The sequence below is a fragment of the Cedecea neteri NBRC 105707 = ATCC 33855 genome (assembly GCF_001571265.1).
GTDB lineage: Bacteria > Pseudomonadota > Gammaproteobacteria > Enterobacterales > Enterobacteriaceae > Cedecea > Cedecea neteri.
Genome location: NZ_BCTL01000039.1, coordinates 47,760 through 73,734 on the forward strand (window position 1 = coordinate 47,760; position 25,975 = coordinate 73,734).

At 52.6% G+C, this 25,975-nt stretch carries 21 protein-coding genes; 18 read left to right on the top strand and 3 right to left on the bottom strand.

Translation table 11 applies throughout. From position 1 onward, the window contains the following. Positions 1-11: 11 nt before the first annotated feature. Positions 12-668 carry an O-methyltransferase gene (locus CNE01S_RS16875; RefSeq protein WP_061277445.1) on the bottom strand — a complete coding sequence of 219 codons (657 nt, stop codon included), beginning with the start codon at positions 666-668 and terminating at the stop codon, positions 12-14. Between the two features lie 67 nt (positions 669-735). Continuing rightward, positions 736-3,033 (bottom strand): FdhF/YdeP family oxidoreductase, encoded by a 2,298-nt coding sequence (locus CNE01S_RS16880; protein WP_061277446.1) that lies wholly within the window; start codon positions 3,031-3,033, stop codon positions 736-738. A gap of 186 nt (positions 3,034-3,219) precedes the next feature. On the opposite strand from CNE01S_RS16880, the gene CNE01S_RS16885 reads away from it, so the two are divergent. Next, positions 3,220-3,762: a GNAT family N-acetyltransferase gene (locus tag CNE01S_RS16885; protein ID WP_061277447.1), complete on the top strand. Its 543-nt coding sequence runs from the start codon at positions 3,220-3,222 to the stop codon at positions 3,760-3,762. Here CNE01S_RS16885 and CNE01S_RS25330 read toward each other — a convergent pair. After that, positions 3,718-3,894, bottom strand: coding sequence for a hypothetical protein (locus tag CNE01S_RS25330; RefSeq protein ID WP_156479832.1), 177 nt, complete (start codon positions 3,892-3,894; stop codon positions 3,718-3,720). The two genes, CNE01S_RS16885 and CNE01S_RS25330, sit on opposite strands and share 45 nt — an antisense overlap. A gap of 265 nt (positions 3,895-4,159) precedes the next feature. On the opposite strand from CNE01S_RS25330, the gene CNE01S_RS16890 reads away from it, so the two are divergent. The 17 genes from CNE01S_RS16890 to CNE01S_RS16965 all read left to right on the top strand — a co-directional run. Beyond that, the gene (locus tag CNE01S_RS16890; protein ID WP_061277448.1) at positions 4,160-4,411 is read left to right on the top strand and encodes an HTH domain-containing protein; all 252 of its coding nucleotides are present in this window, start codon (positions 4,160-4,162) and stop codon (positions 4,409-4,411) included. 105 nt (positions 4,412-4,516) lie between these two features. Further along, positions 4,517-6,166, top strand: coding sequence for a putative bifunctional diguanylate cyclase/phosphodiesterase (locus CNE01S_RS16895; RefSeq protein WP_061277449.1), 1,650 nt, complete (start codon positions 4,517-4,519; stop codon positions 6,164-6,166). Between the two features lie 577 nt (positions 6,167-6,743). Beyond that, positions 6,744-7,241, top strand: coding sequence for a type VI secretion system contractile sheath small subunit (tssB, locus tag CNE01S_RS16900; protein ID WP_061277450.1), 498 nt, complete (start codon positions 6,744-6,746; stop codon positions 7,239-7,241). A gap of 32 nt (positions 7,242-7,273) precedes the next feature. Then, positions 7,274-8,821 (top strand): type VI secretion system contractile sheath large subunit, encoded by a 1,548-nt coding sequence (gene tssC, locus CNE01S_RS16905; protein ID WP_061277451.1) that lies wholly within the window; start codon positions 7,274-7,276, stop codon positions 8,819-8,821. Between the two features lie 17 nt (positions 8,822-8,838). After that, complete coding sequence (gene tssK, locus CNE01S_RS16910) at positions 8,839-10,179, top strand: type VI secretion system baseplate subunit TssK (RefSeq protein ID WP_061277452.1); 1,341 nt, start codon at positions 8,839-8,841, stop codon at positions 10,177-10,179. Then, on the top strand, positions 10,176-10,865 hold the full coding sequence (gene tssL / locus CNE01S_RS16915; protein ID WP_061277453.1) for a type VI secretion system protein TssL, short form: 690 nt from the start codon (positions 10,176-10,178) through the stop codon (positions 10,863-10,865). The genes tssK and tssL overlap by 4 nt, the downstream gene beginning before the upstream one ends. After that, positions 10,862-12,574 carry an OmpA family protein gene (locus tag CNE01S_RS16920; RefSeq protein ID WP_061277454.1) on the top strand — a complete coding sequence of 571 codons (1,713 nt, stop codon included), beginning with the start codon at positions 10,862-10,864 and terminating at the stop codon, positions 12,572-12,574. The genes tssL and CNE01S_RS16920 overlap by 4 nt, the downstream gene beginning before the upstream one ends. 3 nt (positions 12,575-12,577) lie before the next feature. Further along, a complete protein-coding gene (locus tag CNE01S_RS16925; RefSeq protein ID WP_061277455.1) occupies positions 12,578-13,069 on the top strand; it encodes an Hcp family type VI secretion system effector in 492 nt (163 codons plus the stop codon). A gap of 141 nt (positions 13,070-13,210) precedes the next feature. Then, positions 13,211-13,648, top strand: a complete 438-nt coding sequence (gene yiaA, locus CNE01S_RS16930) for an inner membrane protein YiaA (protein ID WP_061277456.1) — start codon at positions 13,211-13,213, stop codon at positions 13,646-13,648. 182 nt (positions 13,649-13,830) lie between these two features. Next, positions 13,831-16,482 carry a type VI secretion system ATPase TssH gene (gene tssH / locus CNE01S_RS16935; RefSeq protein ID WP_061277457.1) on the top strand — a complete coding sequence of 884 codons (2,652 nt, stop codon included), beginning with the start codon at positions 13,831-13,833 and terminating at the stop codon, positions 16,480-16,482. Further along, a complete protein-coding gene (locus tag CNE01S_RS16940; RefSeq protein ID WP_061277458.1) occupies positions 16,479-18,851 on the top strand; it encodes a type VI secretion system Vgr family protein in 2,373 nt (790 codons plus the stop codon). Before tssH ends, CNE01S_RS16940 begins: the two co-directional genes overlap by 4 nt. 15 nt (positions 18,852-18,866) lie before the next feature. Beyond that, positions 18,867-19,133: a PAAR domain-containing protein gene (locus tag CNE01S_RS16945; RefSeq protein ID WP_061277459.1), complete on the top strand. Its 267-nt coding sequence runs from the start codon at positions 18,867-18,869 to the stop codon at positions 19,131-19,133. 50 nt (positions 19,134-19,183) lie between these two features. Further along, positions 19,184-21,946, top strand: coding sequence for a T6SS effector BTH_I2691 family protein (locus tag CNE01S_RS16950; RefSeq protein ID WP_303621194.1), 2,763 nt, complete (start codon positions 19,184-19,186; stop codon positions 21,944-21,946). Further along, positions 21,943-22,899, top strand: coding sequence for a putative type VI secretion system effector (locus CNE01S_RS16955; RefSeq protein ID WP_061277461.1), 957 nt, complete (start codon positions 21,943-21,945; stop codon positions 22,897-22,899). The genes CNE01S_RS16950 and CNE01S_RS16955 overlap by 4 nt, the downstream gene beginning before the upstream one ends. Positions 22,900-22,939: 40 nt before the next feature. Further along, positions 22,940-23,683 (top strand): putative type VI secretion system effector, encoded by a 744-nt coding sequence (locus CNE01S_RS16960; protein ID WP_061277462.1) that lies wholly within the window; start codon positions 22,940-22,942, stop codon positions 23,681-23,683. Between the two features lie 70 nt (positions 23,684-23,753). Further along, the gene (locus CNE01S_RS25335; protein ID WP_156479833.1) at positions 23,754-23,897 is read left to right on the top strand and encodes a hypothetical protein; all 144 of its coding nucleotides are present in this window, start codon (positions 23,754-23,756) and stop codon (positions 23,895-23,897) included. Positions 23,898-24,073: 176 nt separating this feature from the next. Next, on the top strand, positions 24,074-25,975 hold a 1,902-nt coding region (locus tag CNE01S_RS16965; protein WP_061277463.1), incomplete at its 3' end, for a rhomboid family intramembrane serine protease.

Below are 25,975 nucleotides of genomic sequence, written 5' to 3' on the forward strand. Positions count from 1 at the left end.
AGGGGGTGGCTTTATTTCACTCTTGCCAGCGTAAAACCATCCCAGCCTTTACTGCCGACCGTTTGTAGGGCGGTGACAGAAAGGTTTGGGTTGTTTCCCATCAATTCGATAAAGGTTCTCACGCCCTGCACGCGATCGTCGTCGCTGTCGGGGTTGGCAACCTCACCGTCACGCACCACGTTGTCCCCGATAATTAACGTGCCTGGGCGTGAATATTCCAATGCCCATTCCAGATAAACCGGGTTATTAGGCTTATCGGCATCGATAAAAATCAAATCGAACGGCGCGTCGTGACTTAAAACGGCCAGCGTTTCTGCCGCGGGGCCGATATGCAATTCAATAGTTTTTTCCAACCCTGCGAGCTTAATATTCTTTTGCGCAACTTCGGCGTGACGAGGGTCGGCTTCAAGCGTAACTAGCTTGCCGCCGGCGGGTAGGGCTCGCGCCATCCAGACGGAGCTGTACGCCCCCAGCGTACCAATCTCGAGGATTTTGCGCGCGCCGGTTATTTCTACCAGCAGCTGAAGAAATTTCCCCTGGTTAGGGGCTACATCGTGGGCGGGTAGCCCGGCGGCATGATTATTGTCGAGGATTTGTTGGAAAACGGTATCGGAAGGGATCAGGGAATGAACGAGGTACTCATCAACATCGGACCATTTTTTCTGCATTGCTTACTCCATGTTTAGAGGTAACGTTTTCCCTCTCGCCCTGCGGTAGAGGGAATGCTATTCCTGCTCAGGCAATACGGCGCGTATTCTCCGCTTCGCTGCGGGAGATTTTCACCGGCACGGATTTTGACGTCGGCGTGCCCGTGTCGTCCCCAACGCTGCTAAGGGGCACCAGAGGGTTGGTCTCCGGGTAATAGGCCGCGAGGTTGCCGCGCGGGATGTCATAGGCCACCAGCTTAAAACCACTGACTTTACGGGTGATGCCGTCATGCCAGATGGTTTCAATATCGACCTTATCGCCGTCGTTCAGGCCGAGTTCGCCCATATCATCAGGATGAATGAAGAGGACTTCGCGCTGGCCGTACACGCCGCGATAGCGATCGTCCAGGCCATAAATCGTGGTGTTGTACTGATCGTGTGAACGCAGCGTTTGCAGCGTGAACGGGGCTTCCACACCTTGCCATAGCGAATCCGGCAGGGGGGCATCGCTGAACTCAGCTTTACCGCTCGGAGTATTAAACCGCAGTTCGGCTGCCGCATTCCCCAGGTAGAAGCCCCCCGGCTCTTCGCAGCGCAGGTTGAAATCTTTAAAGCCGGGCAGGGTGGCGGCGATATGATCGCGAATCAGATTGTAGTCGTCAGCCAGCGCCAGCCAGTCCAGTTTGCTTCTGCCCAGAACCGCATCCGCTATGCCGGCAACAATCGCGGTTTCAGAACGTTGCGTATCCGCAATCGGCTTGCCGATGCCTTCGGAGGCGTGAACCATGCTGAAGGAGTCTTCGACGGTGACAAATTGACGTCCGGTAACCTGCATGTCCTCTTCTGTACGGCCCAGCGTCGGCAGGATCAGCGAGGCTTTGCCCGGCACGAGGTGGCTGCGGTTCAGCTTGGTGCTGATGAATACTGTCAGGCCACAGCGGCTGATTGCTTCTTCCGTACGTGGGCTGTCTGGTGCCGCAGCAGCGAGGTTTCCGCCCAGCGCAATCAGCACTTTAATTTCGTCGCGCAGCATGGCGGCCAGGGCCTCAACGGTATTGTGGCCGTTCTCGCGCGGAGGCTCAAAATCAAAGTGTTTGGCCAGATTGTCGAGCAGGCTTGCTGGCGGCTTTTCATCAATCCCCATCGTACGGTTGCCCTGCACGTTGCTGTGGCCGCGAACCGGACAAAGTCCCGCCCCCGGGCGCCCAAGATGGCCACCAAGCAGCTGCAGGTTGACAATTTCACGCACGGTGTTCAGCGAGTGTTTATGCTGAGTGATGCCCATCGCCCAGGTAAAAATTACCCGCTTTGAATGCTGCCAGATTGCGGCGGCGTCGCGGAGCTGCAGTTCGCTCAGGCCGGACTGCTGGGTGATTTTCTCCCAACTGGTTTCATCAATGGCGGTGAACCAGGCTTCAGCGCCGTGGGTATGAGCGTCGATAAACGCCAGATCAAACACGCCGTCTTCACCTTCAGTCATCAGGCGGCGATGGGTTTCCAGCAGCGCTTTTGCCATACCGCGAACCGCGGCCATGTCGCCGCCCAGATTCGGTTGGTAATAATTAGTGCTGATGGTGCCCGCCAGCGGGGTGATCACTTCCAGCGGTTTTTGTGGATCGGCAAAGCGTTCCAGGCCACGCTCACGCAGCGTATTGAAGGTGACTATTTGTGCCCCGTTTTCTGCCGCATGGCGCAGGCTGTGGAGCATTCGGGGGTGGTTGGTGCCGGGATTCTGGCCAAACACAAAAATGGCGTCGGCTTTGTCGAAATCATCCAGCCGAATGGTGCCTTTTCCGACGCCGATGCTGCGCTTCAGCCCGCTGCCGCTGGCTTCGTGGCACATGTTGGAGCAATCCGGGAAATTATTGGTGCCCAGCATGCGGCCAAAAAGCTGATAAAGATAAGAAGCTTCATTGCTGGCGCGACCGGACGTGTAAAGCTCAATCTGGTCGGGATTATCCATCGCCTGGATATGTTGCGCTATCAGGCTTAGGGCGTTGGCCCAACTGATGGGTTCGTAGCGATCGGTTTGTGTGTTATAGCTAAGCGGCTCGGTCAGGCGACCCTGATATTCGAGGAAGTAGTCGCTTTGCTGGTAGAGTTTGCTGACGCTGTGCAGGGCAAAAAAGTCGCTGTCAATAAAGCGCCGGGTCGCTTCCCAGGTGACGGCCTTGGCGCCATTTTCACAGAAGCTGAAGGTACTTTTGTTATCGTCTCCCCAGGCACAGCCGGGGCAATCAAAGCCTTTGGCTTTGTTCATGCGCATCAGATTACGCAGGTTTTTCAGGGCATGTTTGCTGTCGATGACGAAGCGGGTTGTCGCTTCGAGAGAACCCCAGCCGCCCGCTGCGGCCTGGTAAGGCTTAATCGCCGATTTGAATTTCATATGGCAGGTGTCACTTGTTATGGTTGATTGCGCAATAACACAGATGAGTTGCTTACCTTTAGTTTACTCCTGATTAACATTTGTGGAAGCGCTAACGTCAATCGGCCGTCAACGAAACGGCCAGGATTGACGCAGACAGGCTGTTAAACTGCGTGGCATTAATGCCAATAGATGAAAGGGATAATAATGCTAACTGTCAGTAACCTAAGGGATATCGAAGAACTGCAGCACGTTGAGGCAGCTGCTGCACGCCGTTTTCTTGCGGTGCCCGAACTTGCTTTTCTGGCCACCGCAGGGGTGACGGACAAGCAGACTCATGCCGCAGCCATCGAAAATAAACTCGCCTGGAAGGTGACAGGGAGCGATGGCAGGATCCAGGGGTTTTGCTATTGCGAGCGGCACGAGGATGCGATTTATCTGGCTGAGATATCTACCCACCCGGATTTTCAGCGTCGGGGCGTGGGGGCTACGCTGCTGGCCGAGGTAATACGCATGGGGCAGGCCATTGGCGTAAGCCAAATTACGCTGACAACCTACAGGAACGTGAGCTGGAATGGCCCCTGGTACAGGCGTCACGGTTTTGACATTATCGATGAAGCTGAATTAACGCCCGATCTTGCGCGCCGCCTCGCACACCAGTGCGACGAGGGATTAATGGTGTTACCCCGTTGCGCAATGCGGTATTTACTCAGGGAGGGGGAGCCCGCGGTCGGTAAACCATTTTTCTAGCCGCGTAAGCTGGCGGATGTGGTAGCCGATGGCCAGCTCTTCATACAGCGTCGATGGGGGCGTCAGCGGCGCGACATCGGGTCTGCCGCTCAGGATGGCCCGGCGGGCCTGGTGCCAGGCTCGTTGTTTCATCTCAATTTCATCTGGTCTTGTTACCCGATGTTTACTCACGGTCATAGTCTGCCAGCTTGTTGTGAGGCGCGATTATACCCTGCAAAGCCGTCTATATGTTGTCCGATCTCCAGTGGCGTTAATTTTTTATCAAAAAAATCTAGCCTTGTCATAATGTTGCGTAATAATTACCCTGCGGACATGCGATATATTCTGTCAACGGCTGACACGACCTGTCATTTGTTCGCGCTAACATTCCTGACACCTACTTGCAGGAGACACACTCATGACCCCCCCCGAAAAAAGCACGCTGCTTGCCAACAGAATTGCCGGTATTTTTTGTGAAATGCTGAGCTGCGAGCGCGTGTCCCGTCATCAACTGGCCAGTAAGTTTGGCGTAAGCGAGCGGACGATATACCGGGATCTCCGGCGACTAAGCAACTATGTTTATCATGTAGGGGACGACCAATACGCCCTCAGTCTGGAAGTCACCCAGCAGCTGGAAAGCTACCTGCAGCGGGTAAAGCGGGAAAAATGATCTGGTGCTGGCGATACCGAGCTTAAAGCTTCATGGCTACGCCGCCGATAATACGATAAATTACTCTTTTTATTCATGAAAAACCACAATTATCCCAAGGGCAAGATGCGTACTGAAAGCTTAACTGATATCGCCTATCGGCACTTTGTGGAGAGCGTGAAAGACTACGCGATCTACATGCTGAACATTGATGGCACCGTAGCCACCTGGAACGAGGGGGCGCTGCGAGCGAAGGGATATCTGCGTGAGGAAATTGTGGGGCAGTCCTTTGGCGTTTTCTACAGCGAAGCAGAGCAAAAAAATGGGCTGCCCGAGCGTAATCTGAATATCGCGCTAAAACACGGGAAGTTTGAAGGCGAAGGGTGGCGATACCGAAAAGACGGCAGCCGTTTTTGGGCGCATGTGGTGATTGATGCCATCTATGATGAGCACCAGACGCTGCTGGGGTTTGCCAAAATTACCCGCGATATCAGCGAGCAGAAGGTCGTCATTGACAAAATCTCATGGCTTGCCCGCTACGATGCGCTGACCGGGCTTCCTAACCGTGTCGAATTCTTCAGTTTCGTGGAGAAACTTTTCACCGAGTCTGACTATAACCACATTGCTATTTGCACGGTTGACCTCGATAAATTTAAAGAGATCAACGATACAGAAGGGCATCTGGTTGGCGATCAGCTTCTGCAGCGGGTTTCGTCCTCGGTGCTTAAAGCGATGGAAAAAGATGAGATTGTGGCCCGCTTTGGCGGCGATGAGTTTGTTGCGGCAAAACCCTATAACCACGATGACGAACTGCGTAATTTCACCGAGCGTTTGCATAGCTGTTTTGTAGGCAAACAGATTTTTGCCCACAGCGAAATTACCGTTAGCGCCAGTATCGGCGTGGCGGTTTACCCGGATGATGCCACGGATATCAATACGCTTATCAGCAATTCAGATTTGGCGATGTACCGTGCCAAAGCCAATCTGGATAACAAGATCTGCTGGTACGAAAAAGACATGGACGAAAAAACGCGCCTGCGGAACCTGATGGCCGCGGATATTCGCCGTGGTATCAAAGAAGGGCAGTTCTTCATTCATTATCAGGAAAAACGCTCGCTGAAAGACAAGGCGATTACCGGCTATGAAGCGCTGCTCCGCTGGAATCATCCGGAGCAAGGGCTTATACCGCCTGATGAATTTATCCCTATTGCCGAGGAAAGTGGGGCTATTGTTCCGCTGGGCTATTGGGTGATTGAAACGGTCTGCAAAGAGTCGCTTGCCAATAAGCTGGACAAAAAGATTTCGATCAACATTTCTCCGGTACAGCTGCGCAATCTCAGCTTTATTGACAATGTCCGTGACATTTTAATGCGTACCGCGTGGCCGATAACGCTGCTCGAATTTGAGGTGACGGAAACCGCCTTTATCATCAATAAAAAGCTGACGTTTAACATTTTGCACCAGTTCCAAAAAATGGGGATCAGCATTGCGCTGGATGACTTTGGTACCGGGTATTCTTCTTTGAGCACGCTGCGGGAATTCCATTTTGACGTCATCAAGCTGGATCGCAGCTTCCTGACTAACGTTGAAAGCAACTTTCAGGCCCGCTCGTTCGTTAGGGCGATCATTTCTCTCGGCAACTCCATCAATACGCCGCTTATCGCCGAAGGTGTTGAGACAAATGAGCAATTGCGTATCCTCGAAGAAGAAGGATGCACCGAGATTCAGGGGTTCCTTTTTGGTCAACCGGTAGATATCAAGAACATTCATCGTTAAAAAAACGGCAGTGTACGCCCCTACACTGCCCGTATTGTAAGCAATGTCTGACTCGTCTTCATTTTATTGATTGTTGTTTTGGTCTAAATTTGGGCGTTTTATGTGCCGGGTTAGTCCAGTATGTCGGTGTTTTATTAAGTGATAATATCAGTGCGGTATTATTTCACTATGCGTTAGCTCTGCTTTTGTTTTGTTCTTTCTGATAATGCAGATGAATGTGATGGATTGAATTAAGACTTATTTATCATCTTAAGGTTTTCTATTTTATTAAAACTTTCATCTGGTTGTGTTTTTGCCTTGATGTAGATCAATTATCTTTGTCTTTTTTAGATGCATATTGATATTTACCATCGCAGGCAGTTTTTAATTTCGTTATTTCCCCAAAATCTAAGTTATTTTACCCTCCTGGTGAGATTATTCTTTTCCCCTGTCGCTTTCTTATAGAAAATTCCTATAAATATTTTTGTGTTTTTAATTTTCATAAAAAATTGATCTAACTTTGTGCATTGTTCTATTATTTTGCGCGGTGTAATGTAGCGCCAAAAATACCATGCAGCGATAACAGAGGGACGAGAAGATGGCTGACAGCTTCCAGGGCGAGGTGCCCAAAGCACGTATCAATTTAAAACTGGATTTACACACGGGTGGAGCGCAGAAAAAAACAGAGTTGCCGTTAAAGCTCTTGGTTGCTGGTGATTTCAGCCACGGAGCCGAAACTGCGCTTTTATCTGAACGAGTAAAAACAGACGTTAATAAAAATAATTTTAACAGTGTTCTTTCTGAATATTCCCCAAAAGTTAATCTTACCGTAGTGAATACGCTGGTCGCCGACGGTAGCGAGGAGAATATCAGCCTTGTATTCCGCGACATGAAAGACTTCACGCCTGAGGAGGTCGCACGCCAAATACCTCAATTGAAAGCCATGCTGGCGATGCGTAATTTGCTTCGCGATCTTAAAGCTAACCTTCTTGATAATCAGTCTTTCCGGAAAGAGCTGGAAAAAATTCTAATTAATCCGGCGCTGAGCGCCGAACTTCGCTCGGAACTGTCTGCCCTTGCGCCAAAACAGGCATAAGTCGTCACGATATTTAATGGATTAATTGAGGAATGCTGATGTCTGTAAAAAATGAAAATACCGCCGGTAGTGAGAGTATCGTCCTTGAACGCCAGGGGGCAGAGAGTGTTTATGCTTCTCTGTTTGAAAAAATTAATCTCAGCCCGGTTTCAGAATTAAGCGCGCTGGATATCTGGCAGGACAGTCAGGCGATGTCAGATGCCACCGCTGATGAACGACTGACCGCCGGAATGCAGGTCTTTCTGGAATGCCTGAGCAAAGCAGGTTCAAAAGTTGAGAAGCTCGATAAAACGCTGATTGACCACCACATCGCCGACCTGGATTATCAGATCAGCCGCCAGTTGGACGCCGTGATGCATCACGAAGAATTCCAGACGGTTGAGTCTTTGTGGCGCGGTCTGAAATCGCTGGTGGATAAAACCGACTTCCGTCAGAACGTTAAAATTGAACTTCTGGACCTGTCCAAAGAGGATCTGCGTCAGGACTTTGAAGATGCGCCTGAAATCATTCAGAGCGGACTGTACCTGCAGACGTATGTGGCAGAGTACGACACGCCTGGCGGAGAACCGATTGGTGCGCTGATTTCCGCTTATGAGTTCGACGCCTCCGCCCAGGACGTCGCCCTGCTGCGCAATATCTCGAAAGTTTCTGCGGCGGCGCATATGCCGTTTATTGGCTCTGCTGGCCCCAAATTCTTCCTGAAAGACTCGATGGAAGAGGTGGCCGCCATCAAAGACATTGGCAACTATTTCGATCGCGCCGAGTACATCAAGTGGAAATCCTTCCGTGATACCGATGATTCACGCTACATCGGGTTGGTGATGCCGCGCGTGCTGGGGCGTTTACCTTATGGGCCGGACACGGTGCCGGTACGCAGTTTCAACTACGTTGAAGAAGTGAAGGGCCCGGATCACGATAAATACCTGTGGAATAACGCGTCGTTTGCCTTTGCCTCCAACATGGTGCGCAGCTTTATTAACAACGGCTGGTGTGTGCAAATCCGTGGCCCGCAGGCGGGCGGTGCGGTTCAGGACCTGCCGATTCACCTGTACGATCTTGGCACCGGCAACCAAGTGAAAATCCCGTCCGAGGTAATGATCCCGGAAACGCGTGAATTCGAATTTGCCAACCTGGGCTTTATTCCGCTTTCCTACTACAAAAACCGCGATTACGCGTGCTTCTTCTCCGCAAACTCCACGCAGAAACCGGCGCTTTACGATACCGCCGATGCGACGGCGAACAGCCGGATCAACGCCCGCCTGCCGTACATCTTCCTGTTGTCCCGCATTGCGCATTACCTGAAGCTTATCCAGCGTGAAAACATCGGCACCACCAAAGATCGCCGTCTGCTTGAGCTGGAGCTGAACACCTGGGTTCGCAGCCTGGTCACCGAAATGACCGACCCGGGCGACGAACTGCAGGCTTCACATCCGCTGCGCGATGCCAAAGTGACGGTAGAAGATATCGAAGACAATCCGGGCTTCTTCCGCGTCAAGCTGTACGCCGTGCCGCACTTCCAGGTGGAAGGAATGGACGTCAATCTGTCTCTGGTTTCCCAGATGCCGAAGGCGAAAGCGTAACGTAAGGCAGGAAGCCGATGAAAACGGAACAACCGTTATGGGGTAGGGGCCAGATGGTCTCTCCCCAGCACTTCCAGCAACAGGTCGCCTATGCGGCCTGGTCCGCTGAATGTATTGCCCAGTTGGGCCTGTCCCATCCGTGGGGAATGATTAGCGCCGCTTTCGAACCTGATTTGCTGAGGCTAGGCCGGCTACAGGCCCGCCATCTGCATATCCGTTTCCAGGACGGGACGCTGATTGATACGGATAACGCCGACGCGCTGCCTCCGGCGATTTCGCTTGAGGACGTGTCTCAGGACGCGGTGGTGGTTCTGGCGCTCCCACTGCTGCGGGCCAACGGCGGCAACTGCCTGAAGCCTGATGAAGTGGCCGAGCGGCCGGTGCGCTTTCGCCAGCGCTGGCGGGATGTCCGCAATATCTTCGGGGAAGACACTCGCCAGATTGCGGTGATGCAGCCGGAATTAACGCTACGTTTTGTCGGGCAGGACAACAGTGACTATTTGACCTGCCCGATCGCACGCTTGCAGCGGGACTCTCAGGGCACCTGGCGTGTGGACGAAACTTATCTTCCTCCGCTGCTGGCGGTACAGAGCAGCCGTTGGCTGGTCACCCAGTTAGAACAGCTGATGACGCAGCTGCGCGCCAGGCTGGCCCGCCTGATGGCCATGCGCCGTGAAAGCAATGAGCGGATGGCCGATTTTGCGGTGGCTGACGTCTCGCTTTTCTGGCTGCTTAACGCCCTGAACAGCGCGGAGCCGGTGCTGGGGCAGTTCGAGCGTAGCCTGCAAAGCCCGCCTGAGCGTTTGTATCCTGAGCTTGCCCGGCTGGCAGGCAGCCTGCTGACATTCTCTCTGGAGCACCAGGCCAGCGCGATCCCTGCTTATCAACATGATCGACTGAATGCCGTTTTTCCGCCGTTGTTTGAATTGTTAGGGGACCTGCTTGAGGCCAGCCTGCCGTCCAGGGTGGTGTCCGTTGAGCTTGAATACGATCCCCGGCTGCACTTCTGGCAGGCTCGCCTGCATGACCCCCGACTGCGCGAAGGAGCAGATTACTACCTCTCTGTACGTTCACCGATGCCGGTGGCACAACTGCAGGAGCAGTTCCCGCGGCAGTGCAAAGTGGGCAGCCCGGATCACGTTCGGGGCATCGTTAATTCGTCCAGGGTGGGGGTGCCATTGACGCCGCTGCGCCATGTCCCCGCCGCCATTCCGCTTCGCCTGGAAAACCAGTATTTCAGCCTCGATGTCTCCCACGCGCTGGGGGCGGAAATGCTTCAAAGCGGCACCTGCATGTTTTACGTCCCGGGAATGCTCGGTGAACCTGAACTTGAACTCTTTGCGGTACTGAGAACATGAATGAGCATAAACGCGGTAACGTTGCGGACATTGATATCGATGCGCTGCTGCAGAATACCTGGCTGCAGGTTATTAGCCTGCGGCATGGCCCGACATTCCAGGATGGCGATGGCAAAAAACTGTGGGAACGCTGTATCGCTGATGTGGAACGCGTGCAGCGAGAGCTGAAGGCGAACAATCTCGATGAAGCCAGCTGCCTGCTTATCCTCACCGCGCAGTGTGCGTTGCTGGATGAAACGGTAAAAGGGCGCAGCGCGGAAGATGACGCCTGCGTGCAGTGGTATCACATTCCTCTGCTCGGGCACTTTCTCGGCACCATGGACGCCGGTGACACGTTGTGTGACCGGATGCGTGACGTTTTGCGCCAGCCCGCACCCAACAACGCCGTGGTGACCTGCTTCCAGCGGATCATGATGCTTGGGTTTCTCGGCAGTTTCCGTTCGCTAAACGATCCTGCACGTCAACAGCTTGTGCAAGATCTCAGTGAACATGTCGTTCCGTTCAGCTATCCGCAAGCACATCCTGTACTGGCCGAAAGCCCTGCCGGACGAGTCATGGGCGGCTGGTTGGCATCGTGGCCCGTGCGTATTGGGCTAAGCGTGTTTGCCGTTGCGGCCCTGTGGTGGGGACTGGATCTCTGGCTCGATCGGACATTGTTAACCCTATTACCTGAGGTCGTGAAATGAGCCCAGCGCAGCAGCGAGGTTTGGCGCTGTGGGCCGCGATGCTGAGCATTGTGGTCTGCCTGGGCTTTCTGCCTGTTTCCGGGGCGTTTTCCGTACTCATCCTTCTGGTAATCCTGGGGCTGATTACGGCGTTGTGGTACGTCGCGAGTCGCCGTGCTGAGCAAGATATCTCGCTGTGCCTGGATGACCTGCCAGAAGCCACATACCGCCAGCCCGTGGTACTGGTTTGTGGTGACCTGCCGCTGGCCTGGCCGCGTTCTTCACCGGTGTTGGCCGTCACGCAGGGCTGCTGGGTGAGAGTCGAAGAGCATCAGGATCTTCAACAGGCGGTTCGCCAGGTGCTACTGCAGCGCCCCGACTGGGGGCGTCAACTGTCAGTGATGGTCAGCGTCTGTCCGCAGAAACACGCTGATGCGGAAGCCCTGACCAGCCATCTGCTGGCCCTGCGCTGGCAAATAAGTCAGTTGCGTAAAGAGACGGGTCATGCTGTGCCGCTGGTGTTGAGTGGTCAGACAGGCAGCGCGATGGTGAACGACATGCTCTGGCAGGCGGCGATTCCCGGCGAAGGCGTGCGCGTCTGGCGTGAATCTTCCTCACCTTGTTCGATTGCCGCATGGGTGACCACGGGTGGCGCGATGGCCATGCAGCAGCAGGTACTGATGAACAGCTTTATGAGCTGGTATCAGCTGCACGTCAAAGCCGTGTTTATGGATGAAAATCCCGATATGCCGGCCATTGCGCCCATCGCGGTGCTTTGGGGAATGGGGCCGATTCTTGCCGGGAGCCTTGCGTCCTCGCTCTGGACGGCGTGGCTGTCCCGGCACACCGCGATGCATCAGGTATCTGGCTGGCAGCCTGTTGGCACGGACAGCACGGTGATTTCACCGCTCCCGGATTTTGTCCTGCCGCTGTTACCTGAGGGAAAAGGGCTGACGGCGCGAGGCCGCGCCTGGCGATGCGCACTCGGGATCTTCACGCTGGCGACAATGGCGGCATTGCTCAGCAGCGGTTGGAACAATGCCCAATTGTTGCACCGCGTCAGTTTTGATATTGCCCGTTATGACCGTATCCCGATGAAAGATTACGGCCCGAAGGCCGACTCCGTCGCGGTTCTACGTGTAGATGCCGAACAGCTGGACGATTGGGCCCGGAACGGCATTCCTGCCCGCATGAGCCTGGGGTTATATCAGGGAGAGCACCTGCGTATGCCTCTGCTGGAGGCTATCCGCTCGTACGTGCCCGCTCCGCCACCTAAACCACAGCCTAAGTTAAAACAGGCACCTAAAACCGTACGCCTCGACAGCATGTCGCTGTTTGACTCAGGAAAAACCGCGCTGAAAACGGGTTCAACCAAACTGCTGGTCAATTCCCTGGTGGGGATCAAAGCGAAGCCGGGCTGGCTGATTGTGGTCGCCGGGCATACGGATAACACCGGCAACGTCAGGCTGAACCAAACATTATCCCTGAAGCGTGCAGAAGCGGTACGCGACTGGATGCACGACACCGGCGACGTGCCGGAAAGTTGTTTTGCGGTGCAGGGTTATGGCCAGAGCCGCCCCATTGCAAACAATGACACGCCGGAAGGCCGCGCGCTTAACCGTCGTGTCGAAATCAGTCTGGTACCTCAGGCCAACGCCTGTTTGCTACCGGGCGAAATCCCAGCGTCATCGCAGGATGATGGCGTTCTATACAATGAAAAGGAGAAGTAAATCATGGCAATCCCTGTTTATCTTTGGCTGAAAGACGACGGCGGCGCGGACATCAAAGGGTCTGTAGACGTTGAGAACCGCGAAGGCAGCATCGAAATTGTGGCGCAGGAACATAAGCTGTACATCCCTACGGACAACAACACCGGCAAGCTGACCGGCACCCGTATCCACACTCCATTCATGTTCACCAAGGAAATCGATTCCTCCAGCCCGTACCTGTACAAGGCGGTCACCACCGGTCAGACCCTGAAATCGGCTGAATTCAAGTGGTACAAAATCAACGACGCAGGCCAGGAAGTCGAGTACTTCAACACCAAACTGGAAAACGTGAAGGTGGTGAAGGTCAATCCTGAAATGTACGACGTCAAAGACCCGTCGAAAGAGAAACACAACCACCTTGAGCGCGTAGAGCTGCGCTACGAAAAAATCACCTGGACCTACAAAGACGGCAACATCATTCATTCCGATAGTTGGAACGAACGCGCCACCGCGTAAGCCCGATGCGGACGGGGAGACTCGTCCGCAGTTTTTATTCCGATGATTTTCAATAGTGGTTATGGGATTTGAGCTGGAAAAGAGCCTCATTGGCCAGGGAAGTCGTCAGGCAAAATTGATGACGAAATAAAAGGAGTGATTATGAAAACGCAGAATATCCCCGTATCACCAGCATTCACTGCTGTTTCATGGCTGGCCATGTTGGGTGGCGTACTGATTTATTTGATAGGCCTCTGGCGTGCAGAAATGCAGCTCAATGAAAAAGGGTATTACCTGGCAGTACTGGTGCTAGGGCTTTTCTCTGCCGTTTCCTTGCAAAAAACAGTAAGGGATCGACTGGAAAATATTCCCACCACGCAGCTTTACCACCTGATTTGTCTTTTGTCATTTGCCATCGCTGTTCTTCTGTTGGCCGCTGGCCTGTGGAATGCCAGCCTGCTATCCAGCGAGAAGGGTTTCTACGGCGTTTCGTTTTTTATGGCGCTATTTGGTGCCGTCGCTGTGCAAAAAAACACCCGCGACAATGTGCACAGTATTCGGCATGAACCTGTCGATCCTGAGATTCAGCAGGAGTCCTAATCTGAAATTCTTAGCGGGCAGGTTTCCCCTGTCCGCAGTTTTACTGAGTACCTGCCAGGCGGGTACTTACTAAAACCTCTTACAACCGAGAAATCTGACCTGATGCGCTTTAGGCCCCTGACTCAAGGGAATAGCGATGGGCGGTAGCGTGCCTGAAGGTCACTGACAGCGAGCTTAAAAACATGGAAAACCCGGCAATACTTCTGCGTCGTCTTAACCCTTACTGCGCCCGGGCGATGGAAGGGGCTGCTTCTTTGTGCCAGACCCGCGCCCATGCGGAAATCCTGCCCGAGCACTGGCTGCTGAAGCTGTTGGAGCAGGGTGAAGGCGACCTGACGGTGCTGGCGCGCCGCTACGAATGGAATATGGACACGGTCTGGCAGGATCTTCTGGCATGGCTGGATGCTCTGCCACGTTCCGTGCGCGGCCGTCCTCAGCTTTCAGACAGTGTTCAGAAACTGCTGCAGGAGGCGTGGCTGCTGGCTTCGCTTGCCGGGGAAGAGCACATCCGTAGCGTGCACCTGATGATGGCGCTGGTGGATAAACAAAACCTGCTGCGCTGTGACGGCCTGTGGCCGTTTTTGACGCTCGGGCAGGGCCAGCTAGAGCGCCTGCGTCCGCTGCTCGACGCGCAGTCTGACGAACGCCCGGAAGTGCAGCTGGAAGCTGAGCTGGCACACGCTCACGGCAGTGAAGTTGAGTTTATTGGCCGCCCGGTGGGGGCGACGAAAGAAGGTGACCTGGATCCGGCGCTGCAAAACGCGCTGGATAAATTCACTCTCGACGTTACGGCCAAAGCGCGTGAAGGGAAAATCGATCCAGTGTTCGGCCGTGATACGGAAATCCGCCAGATGGTGGATATCCTTTCCCGCCGTCGCAAGAATAACCCGATCCTGGTGGGTGAACCGGGCGTGGGGAAAACCGCGCTGGTAGAAGGCCTGGCGCTGCGTATTGCCGAAGGTAACGTGCCTGCCAGCCTCAAGCCCGTCAACTTGCGTACTCTCGACCTGGGGCTTTTGCAGGCGGGAGCTGGCGTGAAGGGCGAGTTTGAGCAACGCCTGAAAAACATTATTGAGGCGGTGCAGCAGTCACCTGACCCGGTACTGCTGTTTATCGACGAGGCCCACACCATCATTGGTGCGGGAAATCAGGCTGGCGGAGCTGATGCGGCCAACCTGCTGAAACCGGCACTGGCCCGTGGCGAACTACGTACTATCGCGGCCACCACCTGGTCTGAGTACAAACAGTATTTCGAACGCGATGCCGCGCTGGAGCGCCGCTTCCAGATGGTGAAGGTGGACGAGCCCGACGACGATACCGCCTGCTTGATGCTGCGAGGCCTGAAATCACGCTACGCGGAGCATCACGGCGTACATATTACCGATGACGCCGTGCGCGCCGCAGTTACACTGTCACGTCGTTATCTCACCGGCCGTCAGTTGCCGGACAAGGCCGTCGACCTGCTGGACACCGCGGCTGCACGTGTACGCATGAGTCTGGATACGCTGCCTGAAGAGATTGTGGTCCTGAAAGCGCGGCTCACGGCGCTGGAGCTTGAAGAGCAGGCGCTGCTTGAAGATATCGCCACCGGCAGCCATCTGCACGGCGAGCGGATTGAACTGATTGAGGCACAGAGCCACAAACTGGAAAGCACGCTTGAGGCGCTGGAAGGCCGCTTTGAACTTGAGAAGTCCCTTGCGCAGCAGGTGATGGAATGCCGCCAGGACATCAGCTGTCAGGCTGAGCTTGTCGACCTGCAGCACCAGATGGCCGCGATGCAGCAGGGGGACGCGCTGGTGCAGATTGACGTCGATACCCGCACCGTGGCAAACGTGATTGCCGACTGGACCGGCGTGCCGCTTTCATCATTGATGAAAGATGAACAGGCTGAGCTTCTGACGCTGGAGAATGCCATTGGTAAGCGGGTTGTGGGGCAGAACGTCGCACTTAACGCGCTTGCTCAGCGCCTTCGTGCCGCAAAAACCGGACTGACTTCTGATAACGGCCCGCAGGGCGTATTCCTGCTGGTGGGGCCCAGCGGAGTGGGCAAAACCGAAACCGCGCTGGCGCTGGCGGATGCGCTTTACGGCGGCGAGAAGTCACTCATCACCATCAACCTGTCGGAGTACCAGGAGCCGCACACTGTTTCCCAGTTGAAAGGCTCCCCGCCGGGTTACGTCGGCTACGGGCAGGGCGGGATCCTGACCGAAGCGGTGCGCAAACGTCCATACAGCGTTGTTCTGCTGGATGAAGTGGAGAAAGCGCACAGAGATGTGATGAACCTGTTCTATCAGGTCTTCGACCGGGGTTTTATGCGCAACGGCGAAGGGCGGGAAATTGACTTCCGTAACACGGTTATTCTGATGACCTCTAACCTTGGCAGCGACCCTATCATGCAACTGCTTGAGGAACAGCCAGAGGCGACGGAAAGCGATCTGCACGAACTGCTGCGGCCGATCCTGCGCGATCATTTCCAGCCAGCGCTGTTGGCCCGCTTCCAGACCGTGATTTACCGGCCGCTGGCCTCTGCCGCAATGCGCACTATTGTGGAAATGAAACTCGCCCAGGTCAGCCAGCGCCTGCAACGTCATTACGGCCTGTCGACCCATATCGAAGAAAATCTGTACGACGCCCTGACAGAGGCCTGCCTGCTGCCCGATAGCGGGGCCCGCAACGTCGACAGCCTGCTCAATCAGCAGATTTTACCGGTGCTGAGTCAACAATTGCTGATGCATATGGCAGCCCGGCAGAAGCCCCTGACGCTGACGCTAAGCTGGACGGAGGATGAGGGGATCGGGCTGGAATTTGACCGGATACAAGGAGAGCGCGTATGAGCAATAATCCCCCGATAGATTTCAGCCATAACCACCATCTGCTGGCGGTGAAGGGCTGTGAACCCGCCCTCGACGTGCTGGCCTTTAAAGGAGATGAAGCCCTCAGCAAGCCGTTCAGTTACCGGATAGAATTCACCTGCGCCGACCATGCTCTTGGTAAAGAGATGATGTTGCTGAAGGCTGCCTCGCTGACGTTGCAGGCACCGGTCGACCAGGGTTACGGCATCAAAATGCAGCAGCCGGTGCGGGTGATTCAGGGCCTGGCGACGGGTTTTGAACGCCTCAGCACCTCTGCCGACGAAAGCCTCTACGCCCTGACGCTGCAGCCCCGGCTGGCGCTGCTCGACCGCTCCCGCCAGAACGCTATCTACCAGGATATGTCGGTGCCGCAGATTGTGGAAAAAATCCTGCGCGAGCGCCACGGTATGCGCGGCCAGGACTTCGTGTTTTCACTCTCAAAAGAATACCCGCGTCGCGAGCAGGTGATGCAGTACGGCGAGGACGACCTGCGCTTCATCACCCGCCTGTTGGGGGAGGTTGGCATCTGGTTCCGCTTCACCACCGACACGCGGCTCCACATCGACGTGGTGGAGTTTTATGACGGCCAGCAGGGCTATGAGAAAGGCCTGACTTTGCCATCGGTGCCGCCTTCCGGGCAGCATGCGAAAGGGGCTGACTCGGTGTGGGAGATGACGTGCCACCACCGCGTGGTGCCAAAGCAGGTCAGCACCCGGGATTACAACTACCGCCAGGCGGCGGAGGACATGAATACTCTGGTGGACGTGACCCGGGGAGATACCACCACCTACGGTGAGGCGTATCACTACGCCGACAACTACCTGACGCCGGGCAGCGCTTACGACTACAATCCGGCCCCGGAATCGGGCGCGTATTACGCCCGGCTGCGGCATGAACGCTATCTGAACGGGCAGACGCAGACCCGGGCCATAACCAGTTGCCCGACGCTCTCCCCGGGCCAGGTAATGAAAGTCACCGGCGGGGATGAAGTGGCGGAGGCGTTTGCGCAGGGCGTGGTCATCACCAGAATGACCAGCCATGCCCGGCGTGACCGGGATTTTGTGGTGTATTTTGACGGCATCCCGGACAGCACGGACTTTGGCTTTCGCCCGGAGCCCGGCGACCGGCCGGTGATGGCGGGCACGCTGCCCGCCCGCGTCACCAGTACCACCGAAAACGATACCTACGGGCATATCGACAAAGACGGCCGCTACCGGGTCAACATGCTGTTTGACCGGGACGGCTGGGAAACCGGTTTTGAAAGCCTGTGGGTGCGCCAGGCCCGGCCTTACGCCGGGGACACTTACGGCCTGCACCTGCCGCTGCTGGCGGGCACCGAAGTGGCGATTGGTTTTGAGGCCGGCAACCCGGACAGGCCGTACATCGCCGGGGTGCTGCACGACTCGGCCCACGGCGACCCCGTCACCATCCGCAACTACAAACGCAACGTCCTGCGTACCCCTGCGAACAACAAAATCCGCCTCGACGACGAACGTGGCAAAGAGCACATCAAAGTCTCCACCGAGTACGGCGGCAAGAGCCAGCTGAACCTCGGGCATCTGGTCGACAGCGAGAGACAACAGCGCGGCGAGGGCTTTGAATTAAGGACCGACAGCTGGGGCGCCATCCGGGCACAGAAGGGCATCTTCATCTCGGCGGACGGGCAGGCGAAGGCGCAGGGGCTACAGCGCGAAATGGAGGCTGCGCTCAAAGAACTTGATGCTGCCAGAGAAGTGACCTCTGGGCTACGCCATGCAGCTCAGGCTGCTCAGGCAGAATTGGCCGATCTTGAGAAACAAACAGTTTTGATGAATCAAACGCTTAATGATCTTAAGCAGCAAGCGTTACTTCTGTCAGCTCCTTCGGGAATTGCGCAAGTTACCCCTGCGAGCGTGCAAGTTTCGGCGGGGGAAAATCTAATTGTTACCGCTGGTCAAAGTGCAGATCTTAGCATTGCCAAAAAATTTACGCTGGCGGTGGGCGATGTTCTTAGCTTATTCGCCCACAAACTGGGGATTAAAATGTATGCCTCAGAAGGCAAAGTAGATATTCAGGCACAGTCTGATGAATTGAATCTATTTGCTAAACAACAGCTCTCTATAGCCAGCTCAGAAGACAGCATAGTGATTTCTGCTCAAAAGCAGATCCTGCTTAACTGCGGAGGTTCTTATATCAAAATCAACAGCGATGGTGTTGAAGCTGGTACGGCTAAAAATGTCACGCTGAAATGCATCGTGGTCCAGCAGCAGTCTGCAGCAACTTTGCATTCAGACCTTAAGCTCGCGCAGGGATGCAAGCCTGGGGTTATTGCAGCAGCACAAAATCAAAGTGCTGTTGTCATGCTTAGTTAGTGTGCGGAGGAAGCTATGACCAAAAAACTGGCAGTACTGGGAGACAGAACGACTAACGGCAAGATTGTCTCTGCCTCTTCTCATTTTTTCAGTGAGGGTAAGCAGGTTGCCCAGGATAAAGATCAGGCAACCTGCTCTGCCTGCAATGGCACCTTTCCCATACAGGCAACGTCACAAGGGATTGTCAGTAATGGCGTTTTGCTGGTGCAGGATCAGGATCGCGTGCTTTGCCAGTGTTCCAGTCATAAGGTGATCGCAGGTTCTAATTTCTTTACTGACTAAGTAAGCGTTTTGTATTTGCAGTTTAAAGTTTAATTAAAAAGGACTTGAGGATGGCATGTCAGGGTATATGCACAACGAAAGGATTGACGGTACTGCCAGTGCGGTATGCCGTTGTACCGGAGAATATTAATGCCAGTTTGCCGGATTGGGCGAACGATCCACACATCACTGGGGTAAAACTTGCCAATAATGAAAAGTATACCCTCCGTGCTCTTCGGCAGGGCTATCTCTATGTTTTCTATGAAAAAGGAAAACAGGGTGTTAACTACTGGCAGTGTTATAGCGTTGCATCTGACGGTTCATTGTGGCTACAGCAGTTCCCCTCTAACCCTGCCTCGGTAGATAAGGCGCTGTGCGAAACGGGTGAGCATATCGCGCAAAACGTAGAGTTCATGAGCATTGAATCACCGGATAAGTGCGGCAACGTGTGGTTTGCTTTCAGCCAGTACCCGTGGGGGCAGGAAACGCTCGATCGGTATCGCTTAACGCCCAAAGATCGTAGCGAAAGAATGCAAAAAGTCACTCCATCATTGTCGGGGTTGGGACGTTCAAAGACAGGAGCCGAAGTAACCGAAGACAGTCTTAATCAGGTTCTGGACTATCAGACCCCTTCTGTTTTCGGTCTGCTGCCTGGGCCCGATAATCTAATGGTTTCGAATGTCAGCCGGGTACTGTCACTCTGGGAGCCGACGGGGGATGATCCCTGGCGTGTCAATGATGATGTGGTGAAATTGCAATCCAGTCTTTATCCATGGGCGCAAAACCGGAGTGGTATGGCAACCGCGACGGTCACTGCCATGCAAAACCGAAGTGAGGGGATGAAGCCGCTGGTTCTCCCTCTCTGGGATCCTATTGGTATTGTTCATGAACTTAATGGCTGGAGCCAGGACGTGCTCGGCCGCCAGGTGCAGTTTCTTCAAGAGCGTGAGCTGGAGGTGTCTACCAAGGCAAATCTGGATGCATTACAAGCGATGCTTGCAGAAAAAACGCAGGCGAGCGGGCAGGCCCAGTTGGAACGAGCTGCGCTACCCGAAAGCACAATGTTGTCAGATGTGTATCTTGATGCACGACTGAAAACGCTTGAGCTGCGTTATCAAAACAAACCGGACGTGCTGGCACAAATTAGGGCTGATGACCAGTTGATCAGATCGTGGCATGCACAAAATGTGACGGCGTCTTACTCTGAAAATGTGGTGCTGGATAATCCGGAACCACTGATATCTCACCAGCGGCGGGTTGCTAAGATAAAAGCTCAGGTCGATAAAGAGTTAGCGGAGCGACCACAGAATTTTGCCGATTCTCGGGCCAGAAGCTGGGCCCCGTACCAGAAAAAGCTCAACCTCACCCGAAAGAAAAACTTTGATGCCTGCTACAAGGGGCTGGGCGATAAGGTTAATGACATTTTTCAGCAGCGAATCGCCAGTGTTGTGAACTGGCTTGATGCGCCGCTTTTAGTCACTGTGCTTGACGATTTTTATTGCATGGAGCAAAGAGCCGCCGTGTTTTACCAGTCGGCAGTGAGTATGGCGATAAATGGTATTAACAGCTGTCCGGCAGGTGCGGGGAAGATAGACGGGTGGTGGAATGAGTTCAGCACATCAAAACGCAGCAATCTGCTGTGGCGCCATGTCACGGGCAACAATCCCGGATTGATGAATGAGCTTGAACCTTTCCTCACATCAGTGAAAAGCCGGAAAGATGAAGAGGTAACGCCACTGACGGCTGCCGCCATTACGGCGACGCTGGTACAGCAGGCAGGAAACCTGAAAAAGCTGGAGGAGTATTACAAAAATACTGCTGATACGGTCGCGCAAGGGCTGAGTGAAAATGCCAGCAGGCTGGAAGCCGAGATATATAAAACTGACGCGTTTATCGTCACAGTGGGGGACCGGGTAAGCCGTATTCTGCTGGTGGATAAGATGGGAGAGAAGCTCTCAACCACGGCATTTCGGCTGGTGTTTATGGTACGCGCTGGCATTCCTGCAGAAAAAGTCACTGCGCTGGTGAATGAATACCTCCATGAGGCTCCTGCTCTTCGTAGCACCGTGCTGGCCGGTATACGCAGTAGTAAACGCTTTATGGCGAACCAGAGCGAAGTCACAACCATCAGGCAAACGTTGAGCAGCAAGCTGGAGGAGCACTTTTCCACGGAAAAGGGAAAAAATGAATACCGCCTGGCGAAGATTAACAGTCTGTTGCTGGTGCTGAACGCGGTAGACTTTATTTATCTGTGTGGGCAAGTGAGCGATGATAAAAAGCCCCTGACAAGCCTGATGGCAAGCGGCCTCGCGATGGTCAGCCAGACTGTGGCCACCTTCAAGCCGGCCATCGAAAAAGGGCTGGAAGCGGCCCCGCTGACGGTAGCGTGGCTTAAGGGTGTGGGGTCGGCCGCGGGCGGAGTGGCTTCTATTTGCTCGGTATTTGCGGATGCAACCTCGGTGGCAGATGAGTTTAAAAATAATCGCTTTACTCTAATGAGTGTTCTGGGATTAAAGACATTTGTTGATGGATTAGGGGTTGTTAAATCCCTTGGGCTTTTGCTTGATCTGATTGGTAAACCTTTGGCCAAAGATGGGGCAGACTTAATTGCCCGTGGTCTTGCCGTCGAGTTTTTAGGTATCCGGATTCTGGCGGTATTAATGACCTGGGAAGCGATGGTAGCGATAACATTGTTACAGGTCGTTGCGACGTGGATATCAGATAATGAGCTACAGGTCTGGTGTGAAAAATGTGTGTTTGGTACCTGGCCAGTGAACCGTTCTCTGATGGAACAGAATAAAGCGCTGGAAGCGGCAATAAAGGAGATCTCATGATTAACACCGAGCAGAAGCAGATATGCTCCCGGTACGTTGAACCAGAAAAGTTAGATGACTTACGGCAAAAGCGGGAAATTGAGTTAATGAACGGCAGGCCGTGGACGCGTGAGTTGCCGCCCCCGCCGGTATTGCCGCCGTACGGCGCACTTGAAAAAATAACGGGACGATTAGAGTCTTTTAGCTACGAGAGATTCAGGGAGTATTTCGATGTAAAGGCTTATCGGACCAGCGCCCTGCCAGAGGTATCAGATGGGCAACGTGGCGCTGCCGCCGCGGTGGCGATCGCCGCAGGAAGCCCAGGAGTGGGGGCTGCAATCATGGCGGAAAGTGATACCGCCAACAGCTCGGCAGAATATGTTCAGGGATTTATTAACGGAAAACCTTTTCGTGGCTGGGTTGGCGTAACGCGTGCTCGTGCGGGGGATAGCGTAGAAATGATTGTGGAATGGCAGCATGACCATTATCAGGTGTATGCCATCGCATTGCCAAAAGAGCGAATTGTGTCCATTTGCCCGGAATGTGATATGGGGCATATAGCACATGCCATATGGCGAATTAAAAACATGTTAATTTTGACTACAATTCTGATGTTTATGTTTATGTTTATGTTTATGTTGCGGTTTTTTTATGAGGGTAGTGAATATTCTGGCTATTGGTCGGATTATCATGGGCCAATATATGTGCTTCTTACAATAACACTGGGAATGTCTGGGTTAATAGCACTTTCAGCCTATAAAGCCTGCGCACCCACCCGCTGTAAGCTGACAGAGGAAATATTTCATCTCCTTGGCCTGAAAAATGTGTCCCGGATAAACTTAAAAAAAATCACCAGGCAAAAAGAATTACAATTAAAGGAAAAAGGACAATGGTACGAGCCATCTGATCGGACTCAAACTCCCCGGCCAACTCGGAAATTTGGCAATTCATTGGAACATTGGTTTTATTACTAAGTTCAGCCCAGGCACATAATCTACTGGAAAAGGTGATGGAATGAATTCAACGGAACAAAATCCGGTGTGCTCTAGGTTTGTTAAACCAGAGAAGTTGGCTGACCTGCGGCAGAAGCAGGAAATTGAGTTAATGCATAACAGGCCGTGGACGCGTGAGTTACCGCCCCCGCCGGTATTACCGCCGTACGGCCCGCTGGAAAAAATCAGCGGACGGCTGGAGACATTCAGTAGCGAATGCTTTCGCGAATACTTTGACGTAGAGGCTTACCGGACCAGCCCTCTGCCTGAGGTCAGTGACGGTCAGCGTGGTGCGGCCGCCGCGATGGCGATTGCCGCAGGCAGTCCGGGAGTCGGGGTGGCTATCATGGCCGAAAGCGAATCATCGAACGATACGGCGGAATATGTACAGGGGATGATTAACGGTAAGCCGTTCCGGGGATGGGTGGGCACAACACGCCTCAAATCGGGTGACAGTGTAGACATGATTACCGAGTGGCAGCATGACCATTATCAGGTCTATGCCATTGCACTTCCGGAAGAACGCATTGTTTCCATATGCCCCAAATGTGATATGGGGCATTTGGCTCATGCGATGTGGCGAATTAAAAATATGTTTATTCTGACTGCAATTCTGATGTTTATGTTTATGTTTATGTTTGTTTTGAGGGTTTTTTTTGAAGGTGGTGAATATTCTAGCTATTGGTTGGATTATCATGGGCACAATATATGTGCTTCTTGCAATAACACTGGGGGGGGCGGGACTGATAGCATATTTTGCTTATAAAGCCTGCGCACCCACTCGTTGTAAACTGGCTGAGGAAATATACCGCCTGTTAGGAATGCGGAATGTTTCAATGGTTAATCTCAATAAAATAACTAAAGAGCGAGAGCAGCAATTGAAAGAGAAAGGCCGGTGGCACGATCCGGATGATAAAGATAAACCTGCATGCCCAAGCGGTAAATTTATTTATACCGATGAGGGCTGGTTTTATTATTAAGTGTTAGTCAAAAAAATGGCAAGGTATGTGCAATTGTTTTAAAAAGCAAAAACGAATAAATTTACGATTTGTTAAATCAGAAGGATTGACTGTTTAGTAGTGAATTAGTCAAAGTGTAAGCTATTAAATTGTTATAAATACAGCTTTAAATCTAATTGAAATTATGGATGGTTCTCATGTCAATAGAAACGGAATATGTACAGATTTCGAAAAATAGGAAAATACCAGTCATTACATTTTTTATTATTTTAGTAAACGTTATTGTATTCATCTATATGGATAACATTGCTGATAGCGATGGGTTTGTCGAAAAATATTCAAATATTCCACAATTAACTATGACAGGCGATTATTGGCGGCTGCTGTCAAATTTTTTTATTCATTCAGCAATGTGGCATTTAACAGCGAACATGCTGATGTTGCTGTGGGCTGGTTTTGAATGTGAACGCGTGTATGGAAGAGAACGGACACTCGCACTTTATCTTCTCAGTGGTATCGGTGCGACGCTTTTCTCAGCCATCTATCATATCGATTCACTAATGCCTTTTGAGGGAAATTTTTTATTTTGGAGGCCTTCCATCCTGATGAGTCTCGGTGCCTCCGGGGCTATCATGGGGATCCTGGCCGCAAATTTAGTCATGTTGATAGCGGTTGAAAACCACCCATATCGGGGAGAAAAATCATTTTCTTCAACGGTCGGTGTTATTGCGTTAACGCTCCTATATGGCCTGAAAACTGGTGTTGACAATATCTCTCATCTCGGTGGTTTGCTAAGTGGGGGGATTGTTGGAATTACCTACTTTTATGTTGATAATAAGATACGGGAAAAACATAAAATTGCTGGGTTGTTAGTGGCGTTTGTCGGCGCCGGGCTAATTGGCTTGTACTACCATATGAAAGTAAATTCAGTGCTTGAAGAATATAAGCCTCAGCGTAATGATATTATTGAATATTTTAAAGAAAAAGATCTAAGTAGGAAAAAAGAAGCTGAGAAAGAAAAGAAGATAATGGATGCAAAGGTAGCTGAGGCCAAAAGGCTTTCCGATGCGAAAAAGCTGCATGATTCACTCCCACATGCCGTTGATAGCGAAACCGCAATGGGCGCTATACTGGATATTCCAGCTGTGACCTCGGTGGTGGTTAGCCGCGGAGGGGATGTTTTTTATGTTGCTGCAGGTGGTGTTAATAGCATAATTATTCTTGATTCTAAAACTTATAAGAAAACGGGTGAAATTACGCCCCCTGAATGTAAGAGCAATGATTGTGAGCATGACCCTGTCAGTACATTGGTACCCTCTCCTGATGGGAAAACTCTTTATGCAACGTCTCTGGTAAAGGACTCACTTTCGGTTATCGATCTTACAACGAATACCATAGAAACAAATATCTCTGTGGGGAAAATGCCAAATCATATGGTGATATCTCCTGATGGTTCCATGGCCTGGGTATTAAATCAACTGGACAACTCGATTACGGCTGTTGATCTTGAAAATAAAAAAGTGCTCAAAGAAATAAATCTACCTGGGAAATATGACGAGTATTCATCAAACTTTAACTTCAGACCTGTTGCTATTTCTCATGATGGAAATACCCTCGCTGCGTATGATACTGTCGAAAGCAAGCTTCTGACTCTTAATACAAAGACCTTTCAGTTACAGGGCACTGGTTTTGTACTTGAAAACGCAGGGAATATAACTTCAATTGCTTTTAGTAAAAACGACAATAGCCTGTGGCTTTCAGGCGGTGAAGGCGTAGAGCAGTTAGATATTCGTTCAGGTAATGTACTAAACTCATTCTCCTGGTGTGGAGAGCAATTCAGATCTTCCGATATTTTGTTTACTTTGCTTGATCCGGACCAGGGGCAGCTCCTTTTAACGGCACATGGAACGGGTGGTGTTTATCTGGTTTTGTATGATTTGGAGACCCGAAGCAATATAGGTCAATACCCGACGCATGACAATTACGGCTTCCCAAGGCTAAATCTTGAAGATGGAAGGGTGATGCAAGGGAATTATGCTCACCTACAAATTGCACATAAAAATAAATCACTGATAACAGATCCTTCTGCTATATGGTTA

Bases quoted from the DNA above. Each gene is read 5' to 3' on its own strand.
- CNE01S_RS16875 (WP_061277445.1), bottom strand. From the start codon at position 668: ATGCAGAAAAAATGGTCCGATGTTGATGAGTACCTCGTTCATTCCCTG.
- CNE01S_RS16880 (WP_061277446.1), bottom strand. From the start codon at position 3,033: ATGAAATTCAAATCGGCGATTAAGCCTTACCAGGCCGCAGCGGGCGGC.
- CNE01S_RS16885 (WP_061277447.1), top strand. From the start codon at position 3,220: ATGCTAACTGTCAGTAACCTAAGGGATATCGAAGAACTGCAGCACGTT.
- CNE01S_RS25330 (WP_156479832.1), bottom strand. From the start codon at position 3,894: ATGAAACAACGAGCCTGGCACCAGGCCCGCCGGGCCATCCTGAGCGGC.
- CNE01S_RS16890 (WP_061277448.1), top strand. From the start codon at position 4,160: ATGACCCCCCCCGAAAAAAGCACGCTGCTTGCCAACAGAATTGCCGGT.
- CNE01S_RS16895 (WP_061277449.1), top strand. From the start codon at position 4,517: ATGCGTACTGAAAGCTTAACTGATATCGCCTATCGGCACTTTGTGGAG.
- tssB (WP_061277450.1), top strand. From the start codon at position 6,744: ATGGCTGACAGCTTCCAGGGCGAGGTGCCCAAAGCACGTATCAATTTA.
- tssC (WP_061277451.1), top strand. From the start codon at position 7,274: ATGCTGATGTCTGTAAAAAATGAAAATACCGCCGGTAGTGAGAGTATC.
- tssK (WP_061277452.1), top strand. From the start codon at position 8,839: ATGAAAACGGAACAACCGTTATGGGGTAGGGGCCAGATGGTCTCTCCC.
- tssL (WP_061277453.1), top strand. From the start codon at position 10,176: ATGAATGAGCATAAACGCGGTAACGTTGCGGACATTGATATCGATGCG.
- CNE01S_RS16920 (WP_061277454.1), top strand. From the start codon at position 10,862: ATGAGCCCAGCGCAGCAGCGAGGTTTGGCGCTGTGGGCCGCGATGCTG.
- CNE01S_RS16925 (WP_061277455.1), top strand. From the start codon at position 12,578: ATGGCAATCCCTGTTTATCTTTGGCTGAAAGACGACGGCGGCGCGGAC.
- yiaA (WP_061277456.1), top strand. From the start codon at position 13,211: ATGAAAACGCAGAATATCCCCGTATCACCAGCATTCACTGCTGTTTCA.
- tssH (WP_061277457.1), top strand. From the start codon at position 13,831: ATGGAAAACCCGGCAATACTTCTGCGTCGTCTTAACCCTTACTGCGCC.
- CNE01S_RS16940 (WP_061277458.1), top strand. From the start codon at position 16,479: ATGAGCAATAATCCCCCGATAGATTTCAGCCATAACCACCATCTGCTG.
- CNE01S_RS16945 (WP_061277459.1), top strand. From the start codon at position 18,867: ATGACCAAAAAACTGGCAGTACTGGGAGACAGAACGACTAACGGCAAG.
- CNE01S_RS16950 (WP_303621194.1), top strand. From the start codon at position 19,184: ATGGCATGTCAGGGTATATGCACAACGAAAGGATTGACGGTACTGCCA.
- CNE01S_RS16955 (WP_061277461.1), top strand. From the start codon at position 21,943: ATGATTAACACCGAGCAGAAGCAGATATGCTCCCGGTACGTTGAACCA.
- CNE01S_RS16960 (WP_061277462.1), top strand. From the start codon at position 22,940: ATGAATTCAACGGAACAAAATCCGGTGTGCTCTAGGTTTGTTAAACCA.
- CNE01S_RS25335 (WP_156479833.1), top strand. From the start codon at position 23,754: ATGGTTAATCTCAATAAAATAACTAAAGAGCGAGAGCAGCAATTGAAA.